This window comes from Streptomyces stoeckheimensis, assembly GCF_045822005.1.
Taxonomy (GTDB): Bacteria; Actinomycetota; Actinomycetes; order Streptomycetales; family Streptomycetaceae; genus Streptomyces; species Streptomyces stoeckheimensis.
This window is the reverse complement of record NZ_CP169550.1, coordinates 1,883,942-1,898,158: the sequence shown is the minus strand read 5'-3', so window position 1 is coordinate 1,898,158 and position 14,217 is coordinate 1,883,942. Positions and strand designations below refer to the sequence as shown.

14 protein-coding genes are annotated in these 14,217 nt (G+C 72.8%); 7 read left to right on the top strand and 7 right to left on the bottom strand.

Translation table 11 applies throughout. The annotated features are described in order from the left end of the window. Nucleotides 1-150: 150 nt before the first annotated feature. The 3 genes from aceB to ACE1OC_RS08915 form a co-directional block, all read right to left on the bottom strand. Nucleotides 151-1,767, bottom strand: a complete 1,617-nt coding sequence (gene aceB, locus ACE1OC_RS08925) for a malate synthase A (RefSeq protein WP_407836558.1) — start codon at nt 1,765-1,767, stop codon at nt 151-153. Between the two features lie 262 nt (nt 1,768-2,029). Continuing rightward, nucleotides 2,030-2,692, bottom strand: coding sequence for a nucleotidyltransferase family protein (locus ACE1OC_RS08920; protein WP_407836557.1), 663 nt, complete (start codon nt 2,690-2,692; stop codon nt 2,030-2,032). Continuing rightward, nucleotides 2,608-2,820 (bottom strand): hypothetical protein, encoded by a 213-nt coding sequence (locus ACE1OC_RS08915; protein WP_407836556.1) that lies wholly within the window; start codon nt 2,818-2,820, stop codon nt 2,608-2,610. Before ACE1OC_RS08915 ends, ACE1OC_RS08920 begins: the two co-directional genes overlap by 85 nt. Nucleotides 2,821-2,909: 89 nt before the next feature. Here ACE1OC_RS08915 and ACE1OC_RS08910 point away from each other — a divergent pair, with 89 nt between their 5' ends. Further along, complete coding sequence (locus ACE1OC_RS08910) at nt 2,910-4,397, top strand: PLP-dependent aminotransferase family protein (protein WP_407836555.1); 1,488 nt, start codon at nt 2,910-2,912, stop codon at nt 4,395-4,397. A gap of 39 nt (nt 4,398-4,436) precedes the next feature. Here ACE1OC_RS08910 and ACE1OC_RS08905 read toward each other — a convergent pair whose 3' ends face one another. Both ACE1OC_RS08905 and ACE1OC_RS08900 read right to left on the bottom strand, forming a co-directional pair. Next, nucleotides 4,437-5,072, bottom strand: coding sequence for a response regulator (locus ACE1OC_RS08905; protein ID WP_389696829.1), 636 nt, complete (start codon nt 5,070-5,072; stop codon nt 4,437-4,439). Continuing rightward, a complete protein-coding gene (locus tag ACE1OC_RS08900) occupies nt 5,069-6,316 on the bottom strand; it encodes a sensor histidine kinase (RefSeq protein WP_407836554.1) in 1,248 nt (415 codons plus the stop codon). The genes ACE1OC_RS08905 and ACE1OC_RS08900 overlap by 4 nt, the downstream gene beginning before the upstream one ends. A 134-nt stretch (nt 6,317-6,450) precedes the next feature. On the opposite strand from ACE1OC_RS08900, the gene ACE1OC_RS08895 reads away from it, so the two are divergent. Together ACE1OC_RS08895 and ACE1OC_RS08890 are read left to right on the top strand one after the other, a co-directional pair. Then, complete coding sequence (locus ACE1OC_RS08895) at nt 6,451-7,539, top strand: ABC transporter permease (protein ID WP_407836553.1); 1,089 nt, start codon at nt 6,451-6,453, stop codon at nt 7,537-7,539. Then, nucleotides 7,536-8,228 (top strand): ABC transporter ATP-binding protein, encoded by a 693-nt coding sequence (locus ACE1OC_RS08890; protein WP_407836552.1) that lies wholly within the window; start codon nt 7,536-7,538, stop codon nt 8,226-8,228. The genes ACE1OC_RS08895 and ACE1OC_RS08890 overlap by 4 nt, the downstream gene beginning before the upstream one ends. A gap of 155 nt (nt 8,229-8,383) precedes the next feature. Here ACE1OC_RS08890 and ACE1OC_RS08885 read toward each other — a convergent pair whose 3' ends face one another. Beyond that, nucleotides 8,384-9,187: an IclR family transcriptional regulator gene (locus ACE1OC_RS08885; protein WP_250740510.1), complete on the bottom strand. Its 804-nt coding sequence runs from the start codon at nt 9,185-9,187 to the stop codon at nt 8,384-8,386. Between the two features lie 337 nt (nt 9,188-9,524). Between ACE1OC_RS08885 and allB the strand changes: the two genes are divergently transcribed. The 3 genes from allB (at nt 9,525) to ACE1OC_RS08870 (ending at nt 12,580) form a co-directional block, all read left to right on the top strand. Further along, nucleotides 9,525-10,859, top strand: a complete 1,335-nt coding sequence (allB, locus tag ACE1OC_RS08880) for an allantoinase AllB (protein WP_407841514.1) — start codon at nt 9,525-9,527, stop codon at nt 10,857-10,859. 2 nt (nt 10,860-10,861) lie between these two features. After that, complete coding sequence (gene alc / locus ACE1OC_RS08875) at nt 10,862-11,980, top strand: allantoicase (protein WP_407836551.1); 1,119 nt, start codon at nt 10,862-10,864, stop codon at nt 11,978-11,980. A 144-nt stretch (nt 11,981-12,124) separates the two neighbouring features. Further along, nucleotides 12,125-12,580 carry a pyridoxamine 5'-phosphate oxidase family protein gene (locus ACE1OC_RS08870; RefSeq protein WP_407836550.1) on the top strand — a complete coding sequence of 152 codons (456 nt, stop codon included), beginning with the start codon at nt 12,125-12,127 and terminating at the stop codon, nt 12,578-12,580. A 56-nt stretch (nt 12,581-12,636) separates the two neighbouring features. Here the strand turns inward: ACE1OC_RS08870 and ACE1OC_RS08865 are convergent, their stop codons facing one another. Beyond that, a complete protein-coding gene (locus ACE1OC_RS08865) occupies nt 12,637-13,371 on the bottom strand; it encodes an SDR family oxidoreductase (protein WP_407836549.1) in 735 nt (244 codons plus the stop codon). 170 nt (nt 13,372-13,541) lie between these two features. Here ACE1OC_RS08865 and ACE1OC_RS08860 point away from each other — a divergent pair, with 170 nt between their 5' ends. Further along, on the top strand, nt 13,542-14,156 hold the full coding sequence (locus tag ACE1OC_RS08860) for a dihydrofolate reductase family protein (RefSeq protein ID WP_407836548.1): 615 nt from the start codon (nt 13,542-13,544) through the stop codon (nt 14,154-14,156). Nucleotides 14,157-14,217 lie beyond the last annotated feature (61 nt).

The following is a 14,217-nucleotide window of genomic DNA, read 5'->3' as shown; positions in this document are numbered from 1 at the left end:
AGTTACGAACAAGTAACAACCGATCGGTCGTTCGGCGTAGACCGTACGGACGCGCCGGACGCGCACGCACGACAACGCCCCCGGAGCCGGAAGGCTTCGGGGGCGTTGTCGTGGTTTCGGCTGCTGTGCGATTCAGCCGAAGGCGGGGTGTCAGCCGATGAGCTGGTCGTACGCGGGGAGGGTGAGGAAGTCCGCGTAGTCGGCGTCGAGCGAGACCTGGAGGAGGAGGTCGTGGGCCTGCTGCCACTTGCCGGAGGTGAAGGCCTCCTCGCCGACCTCTTCGCGGATCGCGGCGAGTTCGGCGGCCGCGACCTCGCGGGCGAGGTCGGCGGTGGCGAGCTTGCCGTTCTCGAAGACCACGCCGGCGTTGATCCACTGCCAGATCTGCGAGCGCGAGATCTCGGCGGTGGCGGCGTCCTCCATCAGGCCGAAGATGCCGACGGCACCGAGGCCGCGCAGCCACGCCTCGATGTAGCGGATGCCGACCTGGACGGCGTTGCGCAGGCCGTCGTACGTGGGCTTCGCGTCGAGGGAGTCGATCGCGATGAGCTCGCCGGGGGCGACGGAGACGTCCTCGCGGAGGCGGTCCTTCTGGTTGGGCTTCTCGCCCAGGACGGCGTCGAAGGAGGCCATCGCGATCGGGACCAGGTCGGGGTGGGCGACCCAGGAGCCGTCGAAGCCGTCGCCGGCCTCGCGGTCCTTGTCGGCCTTGACCTTCTCGAAGGCGACCTTGTTGATCTCCGCGTCCTTGCGGGACGGGATGAAGGCCGCCATGCCGCCGATGGCGTGCGCGCCGCGCTTGTGGCAGGTCTTCACGAGGAGCTCGGTGTACGCCCGCATGAAGGGGGCGGTCATCGTCACCGCGTTGCGGTCCGGCAGGACGAACTTCTCGCCGCCGTCACGGAAGTTCTTGACGATGGAGAAGAGGTAGTCCCAGCGGCCGGCGTTCAGGCCCGCCGCGTGGTCGCGCAGCTCGAAGAGGATCTCGTCCATCTCGTACGCGGCCGTGATCGTCTCGATCAGGACGGTCGCGCGGACGGTGCCCTGCGGGATGCCGACGTAGTCCTGGGCGAAGACGAAGATCTCGTTCCAGAGGCGCGCCTCCAGGTGGGACTCGGTCTTCGGCAGGTAGAAGTACGGGCCCTTGCCGAGCGCGATGAGGCGCTTGGCGTTGTGGAAGAAGTACAGGCCGAAGTCGACCAGGGAGCCGGAGGCCGGGCCGCCCTCGAACTGCAGGTGGCGCTCCTCCAGGTGCCAGCCGCGGGGGCGCATCACGACGGTGGCGAGCTCCTCGGCGGGCTTGAGGGCGTACGCCTTGCCCGTGCGGGCGTCGGTGAAGTCGATGCGGCGCTCGTAGGCGTCGATCAGGTTGAGCTGGCCGATGACCACGTTCTCCCAGGTGGGAGCCGAGGCGTCCTCGAAGTCGGCGAGCCAGACCTTGGCACCCGAGTTCAGGGCGTTGATGGTCATCTTGCGGTCCGTCGGGCCGGTGATCTCCACGCGGCGGTCGTTCAGCGCGGCCGGGGCCGGCGCCACCTTCCAGTCGCCCTCGCGGACCTGTGCGGTGTCCGGGAGGAAGTCGAGCGTGGAAGTGCGGGCGATCTCGGCGCGGCGCACGGAGCGGCGGGCGAGGAGCTCGGCGCGGCGGGGGGCGAACCGCCGGTGGAGCTCCGCGACGAAGGCGAGAGCCGCGTCGGTGAGGACCTCGTCCTGCCGGGGCAGGGGCTCGGCGTCGACGATGGCCAGCGACGGCGCTGGTGCGGACATATCTGTCACTCCTTCAGCGGCGGTGCCTGGCGGCCGCGGGGGAATGCTCGCGCGAGACGGCACGCAGTGCCGTCGGGTGTGGAGAGTTCCGGGATACGGTCGCGGGCGCCGTCTGGGGTTCAGGGCGCTTCTGACCAGTGGATAGTAATTTCCTCATGGTGGAAGTTCAATGGTTTGTTGATGTCGAGATTCTCTGAGTCGACAGATTCCGGTTCCCGGACGGCTCCAAGTGGCCCTCAGTGCCATCGTGGTCACAGCCCGCTCAGGCGAGTCGTGCCAGGTCCGGCGGGGTGTCGATGTCGAAGGCCTCCGCGATGTCACCGCATTCGACCAGCGTGAGTTCGTCCGCGTGCGCCGAGAGGTGCACCCGCGCGCCCTTGTCGCCCGTGGCCGTCGCCACGATGTCCGGCCACCGGTCCGCCCCGAACAGCACCGGGTGCCCGCGCTCGCCGTCGTAGGCCGCCGCCACCAGGCTCGCGGGGGACCGGTAGGCGGCCCGGACCCGGGCCACCGCCTCAGGGCCGATGCCCGGCTGGTCCACCAGGGAGACCAGGGCCGCGCCGGCCCCCGTACCGGCCAGCGAGGCGAGGCCGATCCGCAGGGAGGAGCCCATGCCCTCGGCCCAGTCCGGGTTGTCCGTCACCACGCAGCCGCTCAGGTCGGCGCGCTCGCGCACCTCGGCCGCGGAGGCGCCGAGCACCACGTGCAGCGGGCCGCAGCCCGCCTCGCGCAGGACCCGTACGGCGTTCTCCACCAGCGGGCGGCCCCGGTAGGTCAGCAGGGCCTTCGGGCGGCCGCCCAGGCGCCGGCCGCCGCCGGCGGCGAGGAGCAGGCCGGCGATCACCGGGGGAGCGGAGCCGTCGGCTGCCGCCGCGGGTCGCCGGGGCTGCCGTTGCTGGTCTGAGGTGGTGCTGTGGTGCGACATGTCACCGATTCTCGCTCCCGCCGCAGGAGGCGTCGTACGGCGGCCAGCGCGGCCCCCACGCGCAGGGGCTCGGCGATCCGGTTCTCGGCGGCGGTGAGCAGGTTCCGTTCGTCACGGTCGGTCAGCATCGGCGGCATCTCCTTGCCAATCGGCGGCCAATGCAGCGAGTCTGGACCTGGATTGGCCTGGCAGGCAGAGCCAATCGGGGGAGGTTGGCATGGCAAACGGGCGAGTGGTCCAGACGGCGGACAGAACGATCGGCAGCCGCCAGCTCGCGGCCCTGCTCCCGGCGGAGGTACTGGCCCGCCCCGGCTACCGGGCCCTGGCCGACGCCGTCCGCACCCTGATCCTCGACGGCCGGATCGCCCTGCACGTGCGCCTGCCCGCCGAACGCGAGCTCGCCGAGGCGATCGGCGCCAGCCGGGCCACCGTCACCGGCGCCTACGACCTCCTGCGCGAGAGCGGCTACGTCCGCAGCCGCCGCGGTTCCGGAACCTGGACCGAGCTCCCCGAAGGCCACCGCCCGGTCGGCGCGCACGCCATCGTCGGCGCCGGCGGCTACCACGCCGACGGCGACCCCGGCATCGACCTCGCCATCGCCGCCATGGGCGCCCCCGAGGACAGCCTCACCGAGGCCGTGGCCTGGGCCGCGCCCAGGCTCCCGGCCTTCGCCCGGCACCCCGGCTACCACCCCTTCGGGCTGCCCGACCTGCGGACCGCCATCGCGGAGCGGTTCACCCGGCGGGGACTGGCGACCCGCCCGGAGCAGATCCTCGTCACGGCGGGCGCGCAGCAGGCGTTCGCCCTGGTGACGAGCATGCTGTGCCGCCCCGGGGACCGGGTGATGACCGAGAACCCGACCTACGCCAACGCCCTGGACGCCCTGCGCCACGCACGGCTGCGCACCGGGTCGATCGCCGTCTCCGACGCGGGCTGGGACCTGGAGATCGCCGAGTCCGCGCTGCGCCAGACCGTGCCGAGGCTCGCCTACGTGATCCCCGACTTCCACAACCCGACGGGCGCGCTGATGCCGGAGGAGCAGCGGCTGCGGCTGCTGGCGGCGACCCGGCGGACCGGGACCTGGCTGGTGGTCGACGAGACCATCGCCGACATCGCGCTCGACGTGCCGGCGCCCGCCCCGCTGGCCTCGCTCGCGCCGAAGGGCGGGGCCGATCACGTGGTGACCATCGGCTCGCTGAGCAAGACGCACTGGGGCGGGCTGCGGGTCGGGTGGATCCGGGCCACCGCCAAGATGATCACGGAGCTGACGGCGGTGCGGGTGGCGGCCGACATGACCGGCTCGGTCCTGGACCAGCTGGTGGCGCTCCCGCTGCTGGAGGGGCTGGAGCGGACGCTGCCCGCCCGGCTGGACCGGCTGCGCGGACAGCGGGCGGCGCTGATCGCTTCGCTGGAGCGGCACACGCCGGAGTGGTCCTGGCAGGTGCCGCCGGGCGGGCTCTCGCTCTGGGTGGACCTGGGGGAGCCGGTCAGCTCGGCGCTGGCGGACCGGGCGGCGGCGGCCGGGGTCAACATCGGGCGCGGCGCGCGGTTCGGGGTGGACCCCGGGACCTTCGAGCACCGGCTGCGGATCCCGTACACGCTGGCGGCGGAGCGGCTGGACGAGGGCGTACGGAGACTCGCGGAGGCCTTCCACGGGGGCGTGCCCCTGCCTTCGGCGGTGGAGCGGCCGTACTGGGTGGCGTAGGCCGCCGGACCGGGTGGGGGACAGCCCCGCGGGGAGCGGTCAGGGCGTCCGGATCAGGCGCCGGGTGGCCGCCGTGGCCACTGCCGAGGTGCGGGAGTCGACGCCGAGTTTTGCGTAGATGTGGACCAGGTGGGACTTGACCGTGGCCTGGCTGAGGAAGAGCTGCTTGGAGATCTGCTGGTTCGACAGGCCGTCCGCGACCAGTTGGAGGACCTCCAGTTCGCGCTTGGTCAGGGCTTCGGCAGGGGTGCGCATGCGGTCCATCAGGCGTAGCGCCACCGCCGGGGCCAGTGCCGACTGGCCGGCCGCCGCGGTGCGGACCGCCGCCGCCAGTTCCTCCGGCGGGGCGTCCTTGAGGAGGTAGCCCGAGGCGCCCGCCTCCACCGCCGCCAGGATGTCCGCGTCCGTGTCGTACGTGGTCAGGACCAGCACCCGGGGGGACGGGGACCCGGCCGTGATCAGGGCCGTGGCCGCCGAGCCGTGCATGCCGCCGCCGGGGCCGAACTGGAGGTCCATCAGGACCACGTCGACCCCGGCGGAGCGGGCCAGCTCCACCGCCCGCTCCGCCGTGGCCGCCTCCGCGACCACCTCGAAGTCCGGCTCCGTGTCCAGCACCGCGCGCAGCCCGGCCCGGACCACGGGGTGGTCGTCGGCGAGGAGCAGGCGGATCGTCATGACAGGGCCTCCGCGGGCAGGGGAAGGGTGACGGCCACGGCGGTGCCCTGGCCGGGGGCGGACTCGACCGTGAACAGGCCGCTGAGGGTCTCGGCGCGCGAGCGCATCGCGGGCAGCCCGAAGCCGCCGTCACCGGAGGGTGCGGACGTGGGGTCGAAGCCCTTGCCGTCGTCGACGATGTCCAGGGTCACGGAGGAGTCCATGAAGGTCAGGGTGATCTCGGCGCGCCCGGCCTCCGCGTGCCGCACCACATTGGCCAGCGCCGACTGCGCGATCCGCAGCAGCGCCACCTCGTAGGGGGTGGGCAGAGGGCGCGGGGTGCCGCTCAGGGAGAAGCGGACCCGGGGGCCCGGAGCCCCGGTGCACAGGCGTTCCAGCGCGGCCGGCAGCGACCCGTGCTCCAGGTCCGGAGGCGTGAGGGCCCGTACGAAGCGACGCGCCTCGGCGAGGTTCTCCTGGGCGGCCTCCCGGGCCCGGCCGATGTGCGGAAGGGCCGCCGAGCCCTCGGGCAGGCTGCGTTCCGCGGCCCGCAGGAGGAGTTGGATGGACGACAGGCCCTGCGCCAGGGTGTCGTGGATCTCCCGGGCGAGCCGCTCCCGCTCCGCCAGGATCCCGGCGCTCCGCTCGGCCGCCGCGAGTTCGGCCCGGGTCGTGATGAGCTCCTCGATCAGCTCGCGGCGCCGCTCGCTCTCCCGGTACAGCGCCTGGTAGCCCAGTACGGTCGCCACCGCCACGGCGCCGCCCAGCAGCGGCCCGAGGAAGGCCCCGGGGGTCACCGCGCTGCTGTGCGCGAGGCTGTGATGTCCCACGAACCCGCCGATCGCCGCGGCCGCCGTCCCCGCGACGGCGGCCACGCCCCAGCGCAGCCGCAGCAGGTGCAGCTCCAGGAAGTACAGCGGGAAGGCGATCCACAGCCCGTCGGGGGAGACCACCAGCAGCGCGGCCCAGGCCGTGCACAATCCGGCCAGCCACACCGCCCCGGCGCGCGCCGAGCGGTGCACCGCGGGCGTCCGTACGCCCGCGAGGTACACGGCGGCCAGCACCGCGCAGGCCCCGACCACCCAGCCGGCCTGCGGCGCGGAGTCGGCGACGGCCCGCCCGGCGGCGAGGGCGAGCAGGCCGAAGAGCAGCGCGTGCAGGCACAGCCGCAGGACGCGGGAGACGGGGGTGAGGGTGCGGACGCCGGGGGCGCCGGGTGAGGGGGGCGCGAGGGCGGCCGCGGCGGGCGGGAGGGGAGGAGTCATGGCCTGACCAGCGTAAGTCCGGGTCCGGGGGCCCCGGTCAACCAAAGGATTGATGTCTTGGTGCGCCCTTCGATACGAGGATCTCTACTGTGGCGCGATGCCTTGTGTCCACGCGGAAGACCAAGGTGGGGAACATGTTCGTCGCATGGAGAGATCTACGGTTCGCCAAGGGCCGCTTCGCCCTGATGGGCTCGGTCGTACTGCTGATCACGCTGCTGGTCGGCCTGTTGTCCGGGCTCACCGCGGGCCTGGCCCGGGAGAACATCTCGGCCGTCACCGGCCTGCCCGCCACCACCCGCCTCGCGTTCGCCGCGCCCGCCGGGGACCAGAAGGTCTCCTTCACCAACTCCCAGGTGCCCGAGAAGGCCTGGCTGGCCTGGCGGGAGCAGCCCGGGGTGACCTCGGCGCAGCCGCTGGGCATCCGCACCACCAACGTCGTCTCGGGTGAGCGCACGGCGGCCGTGTCCGTCTTCGGCGTGGATCCGGCGGGCCCCCTCGCACCCCGGGGGAGCGGGCTCGCCCAGGGCGGGGTGGTCCTCACGGAGAAGGCCGCCAAGGAGCTCGGCGGGCTGACCGCCGGAGCCAAGCTCAGGATCGGCCAGGTCGAGACAACCGTGGCCGCCGTATCCGGCACCGCCGCCTACAGCCACACCCCGGTCGTCTGGATGGACCTCAACGACTGGCAGCGCGTCGGGAACCCCGGCACTTCCATCGACACCCTCGCCACCGTCGTGGCCCTGGACGGCAAGGGCGTCGACTGGGCGGCCGGCGACCGGGCCACCGGCACCACGGCGCAGACCGTCGACGAGGCCCTGAGCGCGATCGGCTCCTACACCTCCGAGAACGGCTCGCTCCAGCTGATGCGCGGGTTCCTCTTCGCCATCTCGGCCCTGGTCATAGGAGCCTTCTTCACCGTGTGGACCATCCAGCGCAGCGGGGACATCGCCGTGCTGAAGGCACTGGGTGCCTCCACCCCGTACCTCCTCAAGGACGCCCTCGGGCAGGCCGTGGTGATGCTGGCGCTCGGCACCGGTACGGGCACCGCGCTCGCGGCCGCCTTCGGAGCGCTGATCAGCGGCGGTGACGTGCCCTTCGTGCTCGACGCCGCCACCGTGCTGGTCCCGGCCGCCGTCATGATCGCGCTCGGCGCGCTGGGCGCCGCCCTGTCCATCCGGCGGATCACCGCCGTCGACCCCCTGACCGCCCTCGGGAGCGCCCGATGACCCTGCTCGTGCACGACGTCACGCTCACCTACCCGGACGGCGACGGCCGCCTCACGGCGCTGGACGCGGTCGGCCTGGAGGTGCCCGCCGGCACCCTGACGGCGGTGGTCGGCCCCTCCGGTTCCGGGAAGTCCAGCCTGCTGGCGGTCGCCGCCACCCTCGTCACGCCCGACGCGGGCCGGGTGGTCGTGGCGGGGCAGGACACCTCGCAGCTCGGCGCGGGCGAGAAGTCGGCGCTGCGCCGGGAGAAGATCGGCATCGTCTTCCAGCAGCCGAACCTGCTGGCCTCGCTCACAGCCGCCGAACAGCTCCAGGTGATGGCCCACCTCTCCGGCCGCCCCCCGCGCGCCCTGCGCCGGCGGGCCCTGGAGCTGCTGGACGCGGTGGGACTGGCCGACAAGGCCGACAAGCGGCCGCACCAGCTCTCCGGAGGGCAGCGCCAGCGGATCAACATCGCCCGCGCCCTGATGAACGAGCCCGCCGTGCTGCTGGTCGACGAGCCCACCAGCGCCCTCGACCACGAGCGCGGCGCCGCGATACTCGACCTGCTGGTCACCCTCACCCGCGAGCGCTCCACCGCCACCGTGCTGGTCACCCACGACCACGCGCACCTGGAGCGGATGGACGCCACGGCGTTGATGACCGATGGCCGTCTGACCCAGGGCGCGGACTCCGTCCCGGCGGCCTGACCGGCGCGGTCACCCGTGCGGCCCGGGCCGCACGGCGCAGCCCCCTCCGGCCGGGCCGCCGGAGGTCGGCCCCCGCGCGCCGGGGGAGTACGCGAGAGCCCGGCGCCCCACTGGAGGGGCGCCGGGCTCTCTCGGGTCTACCGCCCGGCCAGGGCCTACGCCGGGTTCTGGCTCTGCAGGGCCACCGACAGCTCGGCCGCGACGCCCTGGAGGATCGGCACGAAGGACTCGGCCACCGCCTCGGTCACCCGGCCGGCCGGGCCGGAGATGGAGATCGCGGCGGCGGTCGGCGAGTTCGGCACGGAGACCGCCAGGCAGCGGACTCCTATTTCCTGCTCGTTGTCGTCGACGGCGTAGCCCACCCGTCGGACCACCTCCAGGGCGTCCAGGAAGCCCTCGGGGGTGGTGATGGTCTTCTCGGTCGCGGCGGGCATCCCGGTGCGCGAGAGGAGCGCCCGCACCTCGTCCGCGGGGGTGTAGGCGAGCAGCGCCTTGCCCACGCCGGTGGAGTGCGGCAGCACCCGGCGCCCGACCTCGGTGAACATGCGCATCGAGTGCTTGGACGGCACCTGGGCGACGTAGACGATCTCGTCCCCGTCGAGCAGGGCCATGTTCGCGGTCTCGCCGGTTTCCTCCACCAGACGCGCCAGGTAGGGGCGGGCCCAGGTGCCCAGCAGCCGCGACGCGGACTCGCCGAGGCGGATCAACCGGGGTCCGAGGGAGTACCGTCGATTGGGCTGCTGCCGGACATAGCCGCACGCCACGAGGGTGCGCATGAGGCGATGGATGGTGGGCAGCGGCAGACCGCTGGCGGCGGAGAGCTCGCTGAGGCCGACTTCGCCCCCGGCATCGGCCATGCGTTCGAGCAGATCGAAGGCGCGCTCAAGGGACTGGACGCCACCGCTGGCGGCGGTGGGCTTGGTGGAGGCGTCGGTGGTGCTGGCGCTGGACGTCGGCACGGGCGCGGTCCTTTCGGTGCTGGCAGGCAAGCAAGCAGCCTACCGGTCGGTCTGCGTCGGCCCTAGAGCCGGGGCAATGCCGTCCCCGCCGGTCAGAGGCGGTTTGTCCTGGTGGCGGACGTCCTCGGGAAGTTACCCGTCCGGTTCCTGGTGGTGGTAGCTACATTCTGCATAGCGAAATCTTAATTCCATCCTGTGGAAACATCCAATTGCGATACGCGGTCGTCAGTGGTCCGTCCGGGCGCTCTTGACTGGTTCCGGATCGACGTGAAGACTCCGTCAACAGAACGTTGAATTTCGCTCTGTGGAAGTAGATGGGGAGGTTCCGGTGTCCGACCTGGCTGTGGAACTGGTACTGCGCTCGACGCGCGTCATCACCCCCGAGGGGACGCGTGCCGCTTCGGTGGCCGTCGCCGGCGGGAAGATCGCGGCCGTGCTGCCGTACGAGGCCGACGTACCGGCCGGTGCCCGGCTGGAGGACTTCGGCGACGACGTGCTCCTCCCCGGCCTGGTCGACACCCACGTCCACGTGAACGACCCCGGTCGTACCGAGTGGGAAGGCTTCTGGACGGCCACCCGCGCCGCCGCGGCCGGTGGCATCACCACCATCCTCGACATGCCGCTGAACTCGCTGCCGCCGACCACGACCACCGCCAACCTGGTGGTCAAGCAGGACGTGGCCCGGACCAAGGCGCACGTGGACGTCGGCTTCTGGGGCGGTGCGCTCCCGGACAACGTCAAGGACCTGCGCCCGCTGCACGACGCCGGCGTCTTCGGCTTCAAGTGCTTCCTGTCGCCCTCCGGCGTCGACGAGTTCCCCCTCCTCGACCAGGAGCAGCTGGCCGCCTCGCTCGCCGAGATCACCGGCTTCGGCGGCCTGCTGATCGTGCACGCCGAGGACCCGCACCACCTGGAGTCCGCGCCGCAGAACGCGGGCCCCAAGTACGCCGACTTCCTGGCCTCCCGCCCCCAGGACGCCGAGAACACCGCGATCCAGAACCTGATCGACCAGGCGAAGCGACTGAACGCGCGCGTCCACGTCCTGCACCTGTCCTCCGCCTCCGCGCTGCCGCTGATCGCCGCGGCCAAGGCCGAGGGCGTGCAGATCACCGTCGAGTCCTGCCCGCACTTCCTCACCCTCACGGCCGAGGAAGTCCCGGACGGCGCCACCGAGTTCAAGTGCTGCCCGCCCATCCGCGAGTCCGCCAACCAGGACGTCCTGTGGGACGCGCTCGCCGACGGCACGATCGACTGCATCGTCTCCGACCACTCCCCCTCCACGGCGGACCTCAAGACCGGCGACTTCGCCACCGCGTGGGGCGGCATCTCCTCCCTCCAGCTGGGCCTTCCGGCCATCTGGACCGAGGCGAAGAAGCGCGGCCGCACCCTCGAGGACGTCGTCCGCTGGATGTCCGCCGCCCCGGCCGCCCTCGCCGGTCTGGCGAGCAAGGGCGCCATCGAGGCCGGCCGCGACGCCGACTTCGCCGTCCTGGCCCCCGAAGAGACCTTCACCGTGGACCCGGCCCACCTGCACCACCGCAACCAGGTCACGGCGTACGCGGGCAAGACCCTGCACGGCGTCGTGAAGTCCACCTGGCTCCGCGGAGCGCAGATCGCCGACCACGGCACCCCGTCCGAGCCCACCGGCCGACTCCTTGAAAGGCAGAACTGACAGTGGCGATTGAATCCTTCACCGGCAACGCGAACCCGTACGGAGGCGGCGACCCGTACGCGGACTACCGCAGCGCGGACTTCCCGTTCACCCAGTACGCGAACCTCGCCGCCCGTGAGCTCGGCGCCGGTGTCATCGAGGCCAACGACGAGTTCTTCGCCCAGCGCGAGAACCTGCTGATCTCCGAGGCCGCGCACTTCGACCCCGAGGACTTCGGTCACAAGGGCAAGGTCATGGACGGCTGGGAGACCCGCCGCCGCCGCGGCATCTCCGCCACCCAGCCCTGGCCGACCCCCGAGGACCACGACTGGGCGCTGGTGCGCCTGGGCGCCCCCGGCGTCATCCGCGGCATCGTCGTCGACACCGCCCACTTCCGCGGCAACATGCCGCAGGCCGTCTCCGTCGAGGCCACCAACTGGGAAGGCGCCCTCGCGCCGACCCCGGCGGAGCTCCAGGGCGACGGCATCAAGTGGACGACCATCGTCGCCCGCACCCCGGTCGGCGGCCACGCGGCCAACGGCTTCGAGATCGACGTCGAGCAGCGCTTCACGCACCTGCGCGTGAACCAGCACCCCGACGGCGGCATCGCCCGCCTGCGCGTCTACGGCGAGGTCGTGCCCGACCCGAAGTGGCTCGAGGCGCTCGGCTCCTTCGACGTGGTGGCCCTGGAGAACGGCGGCTCCGTCCAGGACGCCTCCAACCGCTTCTACTCCCCGCCGACCAACACCATCAACCCGGGCCGGTCCCGCAAGATGGACGACGGCTGGGAGACCGCCCGTCGCCGCGACAACGGCAACGACTGGATCCGCTACCAGCTCGTCGCCGAGTCCGAGATCCGCGCCGTCGAGATCGACACCGCGTACCTCAAGGGCAACTCGGCCGGCTGGGCCTCGCTGTCGATCAAGACGGGCGAGGAGGGCGAGTGGACCGAGTTCCTGCCGCGCACCCGCCTGCAGCCCGACACCAACCACCGCTTCGTGCTCGACGCCCCGGCGGTCGGCACGCACGTGCGCATCGACATCTTCCCGGACGGCGGCTTCTCCCGCCTGCGCCTCTTCGGCGCGCTGACGGAGGCCGGCACCGCCGCGCACACCGCCCGTCACCAGGAGCTGGGCGGCTGACGCCACCCTCGTGACCGCCCCGGGGGCCGACACCCCCGGGGCATGCGCGAACACCCCGCAGGGGCGCACCGTTTCGACGGTGCGCCCCTGCGGGCGTTGCTAGCCTGCCGCTACGGCGGACACGGCGGACACCAGGGGGCCACGATGGAGCAGAGCACGCCACGCACGACGGAGCAGCGGCGCAAGGACGCGCTGGCCCGGTTCGAGAGCGACATCGACGTCTGGGTCGCCACGGCGGACGCCGAAGGCGTCGCCACCCTCGTGCCGCTCTCCTTCCGGTGGGACGGGGAGACCTTCCTGCTGTCGACGGGACGCACGCTGCCCACCGGACGCAACCTCGCGGCGAGCGGCCGTGCCAGGCTGGCCTTCGGCGCGACCCGCGACGTGGTCCTCGTCGAGGGAGCAGTGACCCGGCTGGAGGCGGCGGAGCTCGCACCCGGCGAGATCGAGGCCTTCGCGGCGCACTCCGGCTTCGACCCGAGCGGCCTCAAGACGCCCTATCCGTACTTCCGCGTCACGCCCGTGTGGATCCAGGCCTGGCGCGAAGTCGACGAGATCGCCGGCCGCGACCTGATGAAGGCAGGCCGCTGGCTGCCCTGACGGGCCCGAGAGCCCTGACGGCCCGACAGTCCTGATGGCCCGAGAGCCCTGACGGCCTACGCCGCATAACCCCCGTCCACCGAGAACTCGGCACCCGTGACGTACGCGGAGTCCGGGCCGGCGAGGAAGGAGACCATGGCGGCCACCTCCTCCGGGGTGCCGAAGCGGCCCAGCGCCGTCACGGCCGACTGCGAAGCGGCGTAGGGGCCGTCCGCCGGGTTCATGTCCGTGTCCACCGGGCCCGGGTGGACCAGGTTCGCGGTGATCCCGCGCTCGCCGAGCTCCCGCGAGAGGGCCTTGGTCAGGCCGGTCAGCGCCGCCTTGCTCATCGCGTACAGGGTGCCGCCCGGGGCCGCCACCCGCTGGGTCATGCAGCTGCCGATGGTGATGATCCGTCCGCCCCGGCCCATCCGGCCGGCCGCGGCCCGGGAGGCCAGGAACACGCCCCGGACGTTGACCGAGAGGACCCGGTCCACCTCCGCGAGGGTGAGTCCCTCCAGGGGGCCGAGCACGCCGACCCCGGCGTTGTTGACCAGGACGTCGAGCCGGCCGAGGCTCCGTACCGTCTCCTCCACCGCACCGGCGGCCCGCTCCGCGTCGCCCGCGTCGGCGCGCAGGACCAGGCCGCGGCGGCCGAGCGCCTCGATCTTCCCGACGACCGCCCGGGCCGCCTCCGCGTCCTCGGCGTAGGTGAGGGCCACGTCGGCCCCGTCCCGGGCCAGCCGCAGCGCGGTCGCCGCGCCGATTCCCCTGCTGCCACCCGTCACCAGGGCCACTGCGTTGCCGTTCATGGTGTTCCTCCCGCGTCAGTTGGTTGCGGGTTCAATGAAATCGCCCGGGGGGCAACGCCGCTGGCGGGAAACGGACATCGCGTTCGCGCGCGCCGGAGCGGTGAGTTCCCGGCGGCCCGGGAGTCTGAACCCGTGACAGTGGACGTACCGGAGCCAAGGAGCGCAGTGCCATGGGAAAGCTGACCCTCACCACCTTCCTGACCCTCGACGGCGTGATGCAGGCCCCGGGGGGCCCGGAGGAGGACCCCAGCGGCGGGTTCGCGTACGGCGGGTGGCTCGTGCCCTTCGCCGACGAAGGCATGGGGGAGTTCGTCACCGAGGTCTTCGACCGGGCCGGGGCCTTCCTGCTCGGCCGCCGGACCTACGAGATCTTCGCCTCGTACTGGCCGCAGCACGACGACCCCGCCGACCCGGTCGCGAGCAAGCTGAACCGGCTGCCCAAGTACGTGGCCTCGACCACGCTCAAGGAGCCCGCCTGGGGCCCCGCCACCGCGATCGACGGGGAGCAGCTGCAGAGCGAGGTCGTACGGGTCAAGGACGCGACCGAGGGGGAGCTGCAAGTGCACGGCAGCGGCGCGCTGGCGCAGTGGCTGCTGGCGCGGGACCTGGTGGAGGAGCTGAACCTGCTGGTCTTCCCCGTCTTCCTGGGCGGCGGACGTCGGCTGTTCCCGACGGGCGGCCTGCCGACGGCCTTCGAGCTGACGGGCTCCCGCACCACCTCGGCCGGCACGGCCATCCACACCTACCGGCCGACGGGGCGCGCCGCGTTCGGCACCTTCGCCTGACGCCGGGCCCCGCTCCGCCCGCAAGCGGGCCGGGCGGGGCGGGGCCCGGCGTCAGGGGGAG

Excerpts from the sequence above, each read along its gene's own strand:
- aceB (WP_407836558.1), bottom strand. The coding sequence starts at position 1,767 with ATGTCCGCACCAGCGCCGTCGCTGGCCATCGTCGACGCCGAGCCCCTG.
- ACE1OC_RS08920 (WP_407836557.1), bottom strand. The coding sequence starts at position 2,692 with ATGTCGCACCACAGCACCACCTCAGACCAGCAACGGCAGCCCCGGCGA.
- ACE1OC_RS08915 (WP_407836556.1), bottom strand. The coding sequence starts at position 2,820 with ATGCTGACCGACCGTGACGAACGGAACCTGCTCACCGCCGCCGAGAAC.
- ACE1OC_RS08910 (WP_407836555.1), top strand. The coding sequence starts at position 2,910 with ATGGCAAACGGGCGAGTGGTCCAGACGGCGGACAGAACGATCGGCAGC.
- ACE1OC_RS08905 (WP_389696829.1), bottom strand. The coding sequence starts at position 5,072 with ATGACGATCCGCCTGCTCCTCGCCGACGACCACCCCGTGGTCCGGGCC.
- ACE1OC_RS08900 (WP_407836554.1), bottom strand. The coding sequence starts at position 6,316 with ATGACTCCTCCCCTCCCGCCCGCCGCGGCCGCCCTCGCGCCCCCCTCA.
- ACE1OC_RS08895 (WP_407836553.1), top strand. The coding sequence starts at position 6,451 with ATGTTCGTCGCATGGAGAGATCTACGGTTCGCCAAGGGCCGCTTCGCC.
- ACE1OC_RS08890 (WP_407836552.1), top strand. The coding sequence starts at position 7,536 with ATGACCCTGCTCGTGCACGACGTCACGCTCACCTACCCGGACGGCGAC.
- ACE1OC_RS08870 (WP_407836550.1), top strand. The coding sequence starts at position 12,125 with ATGGAGCAGAGCACGCCACGCACGACGGAGCAGCGGCGCAAGGACGCG.
- ACE1OC_RS08865 (WP_407836549.1), bottom strand. The coding sequence starts at position 13,371 with ATGAACGGCAACGCAGTGGCCCTGGTGACGGGTGGCAGCAGGGGAATC.
- ACE1OC_RS08860 (WP_407836548.1), top strand. The coding sequence starts at position 13,542 with ATGGGAAAGCTGACCCTCACCACCTTCCTGACCCTCGACGGCGTGATG.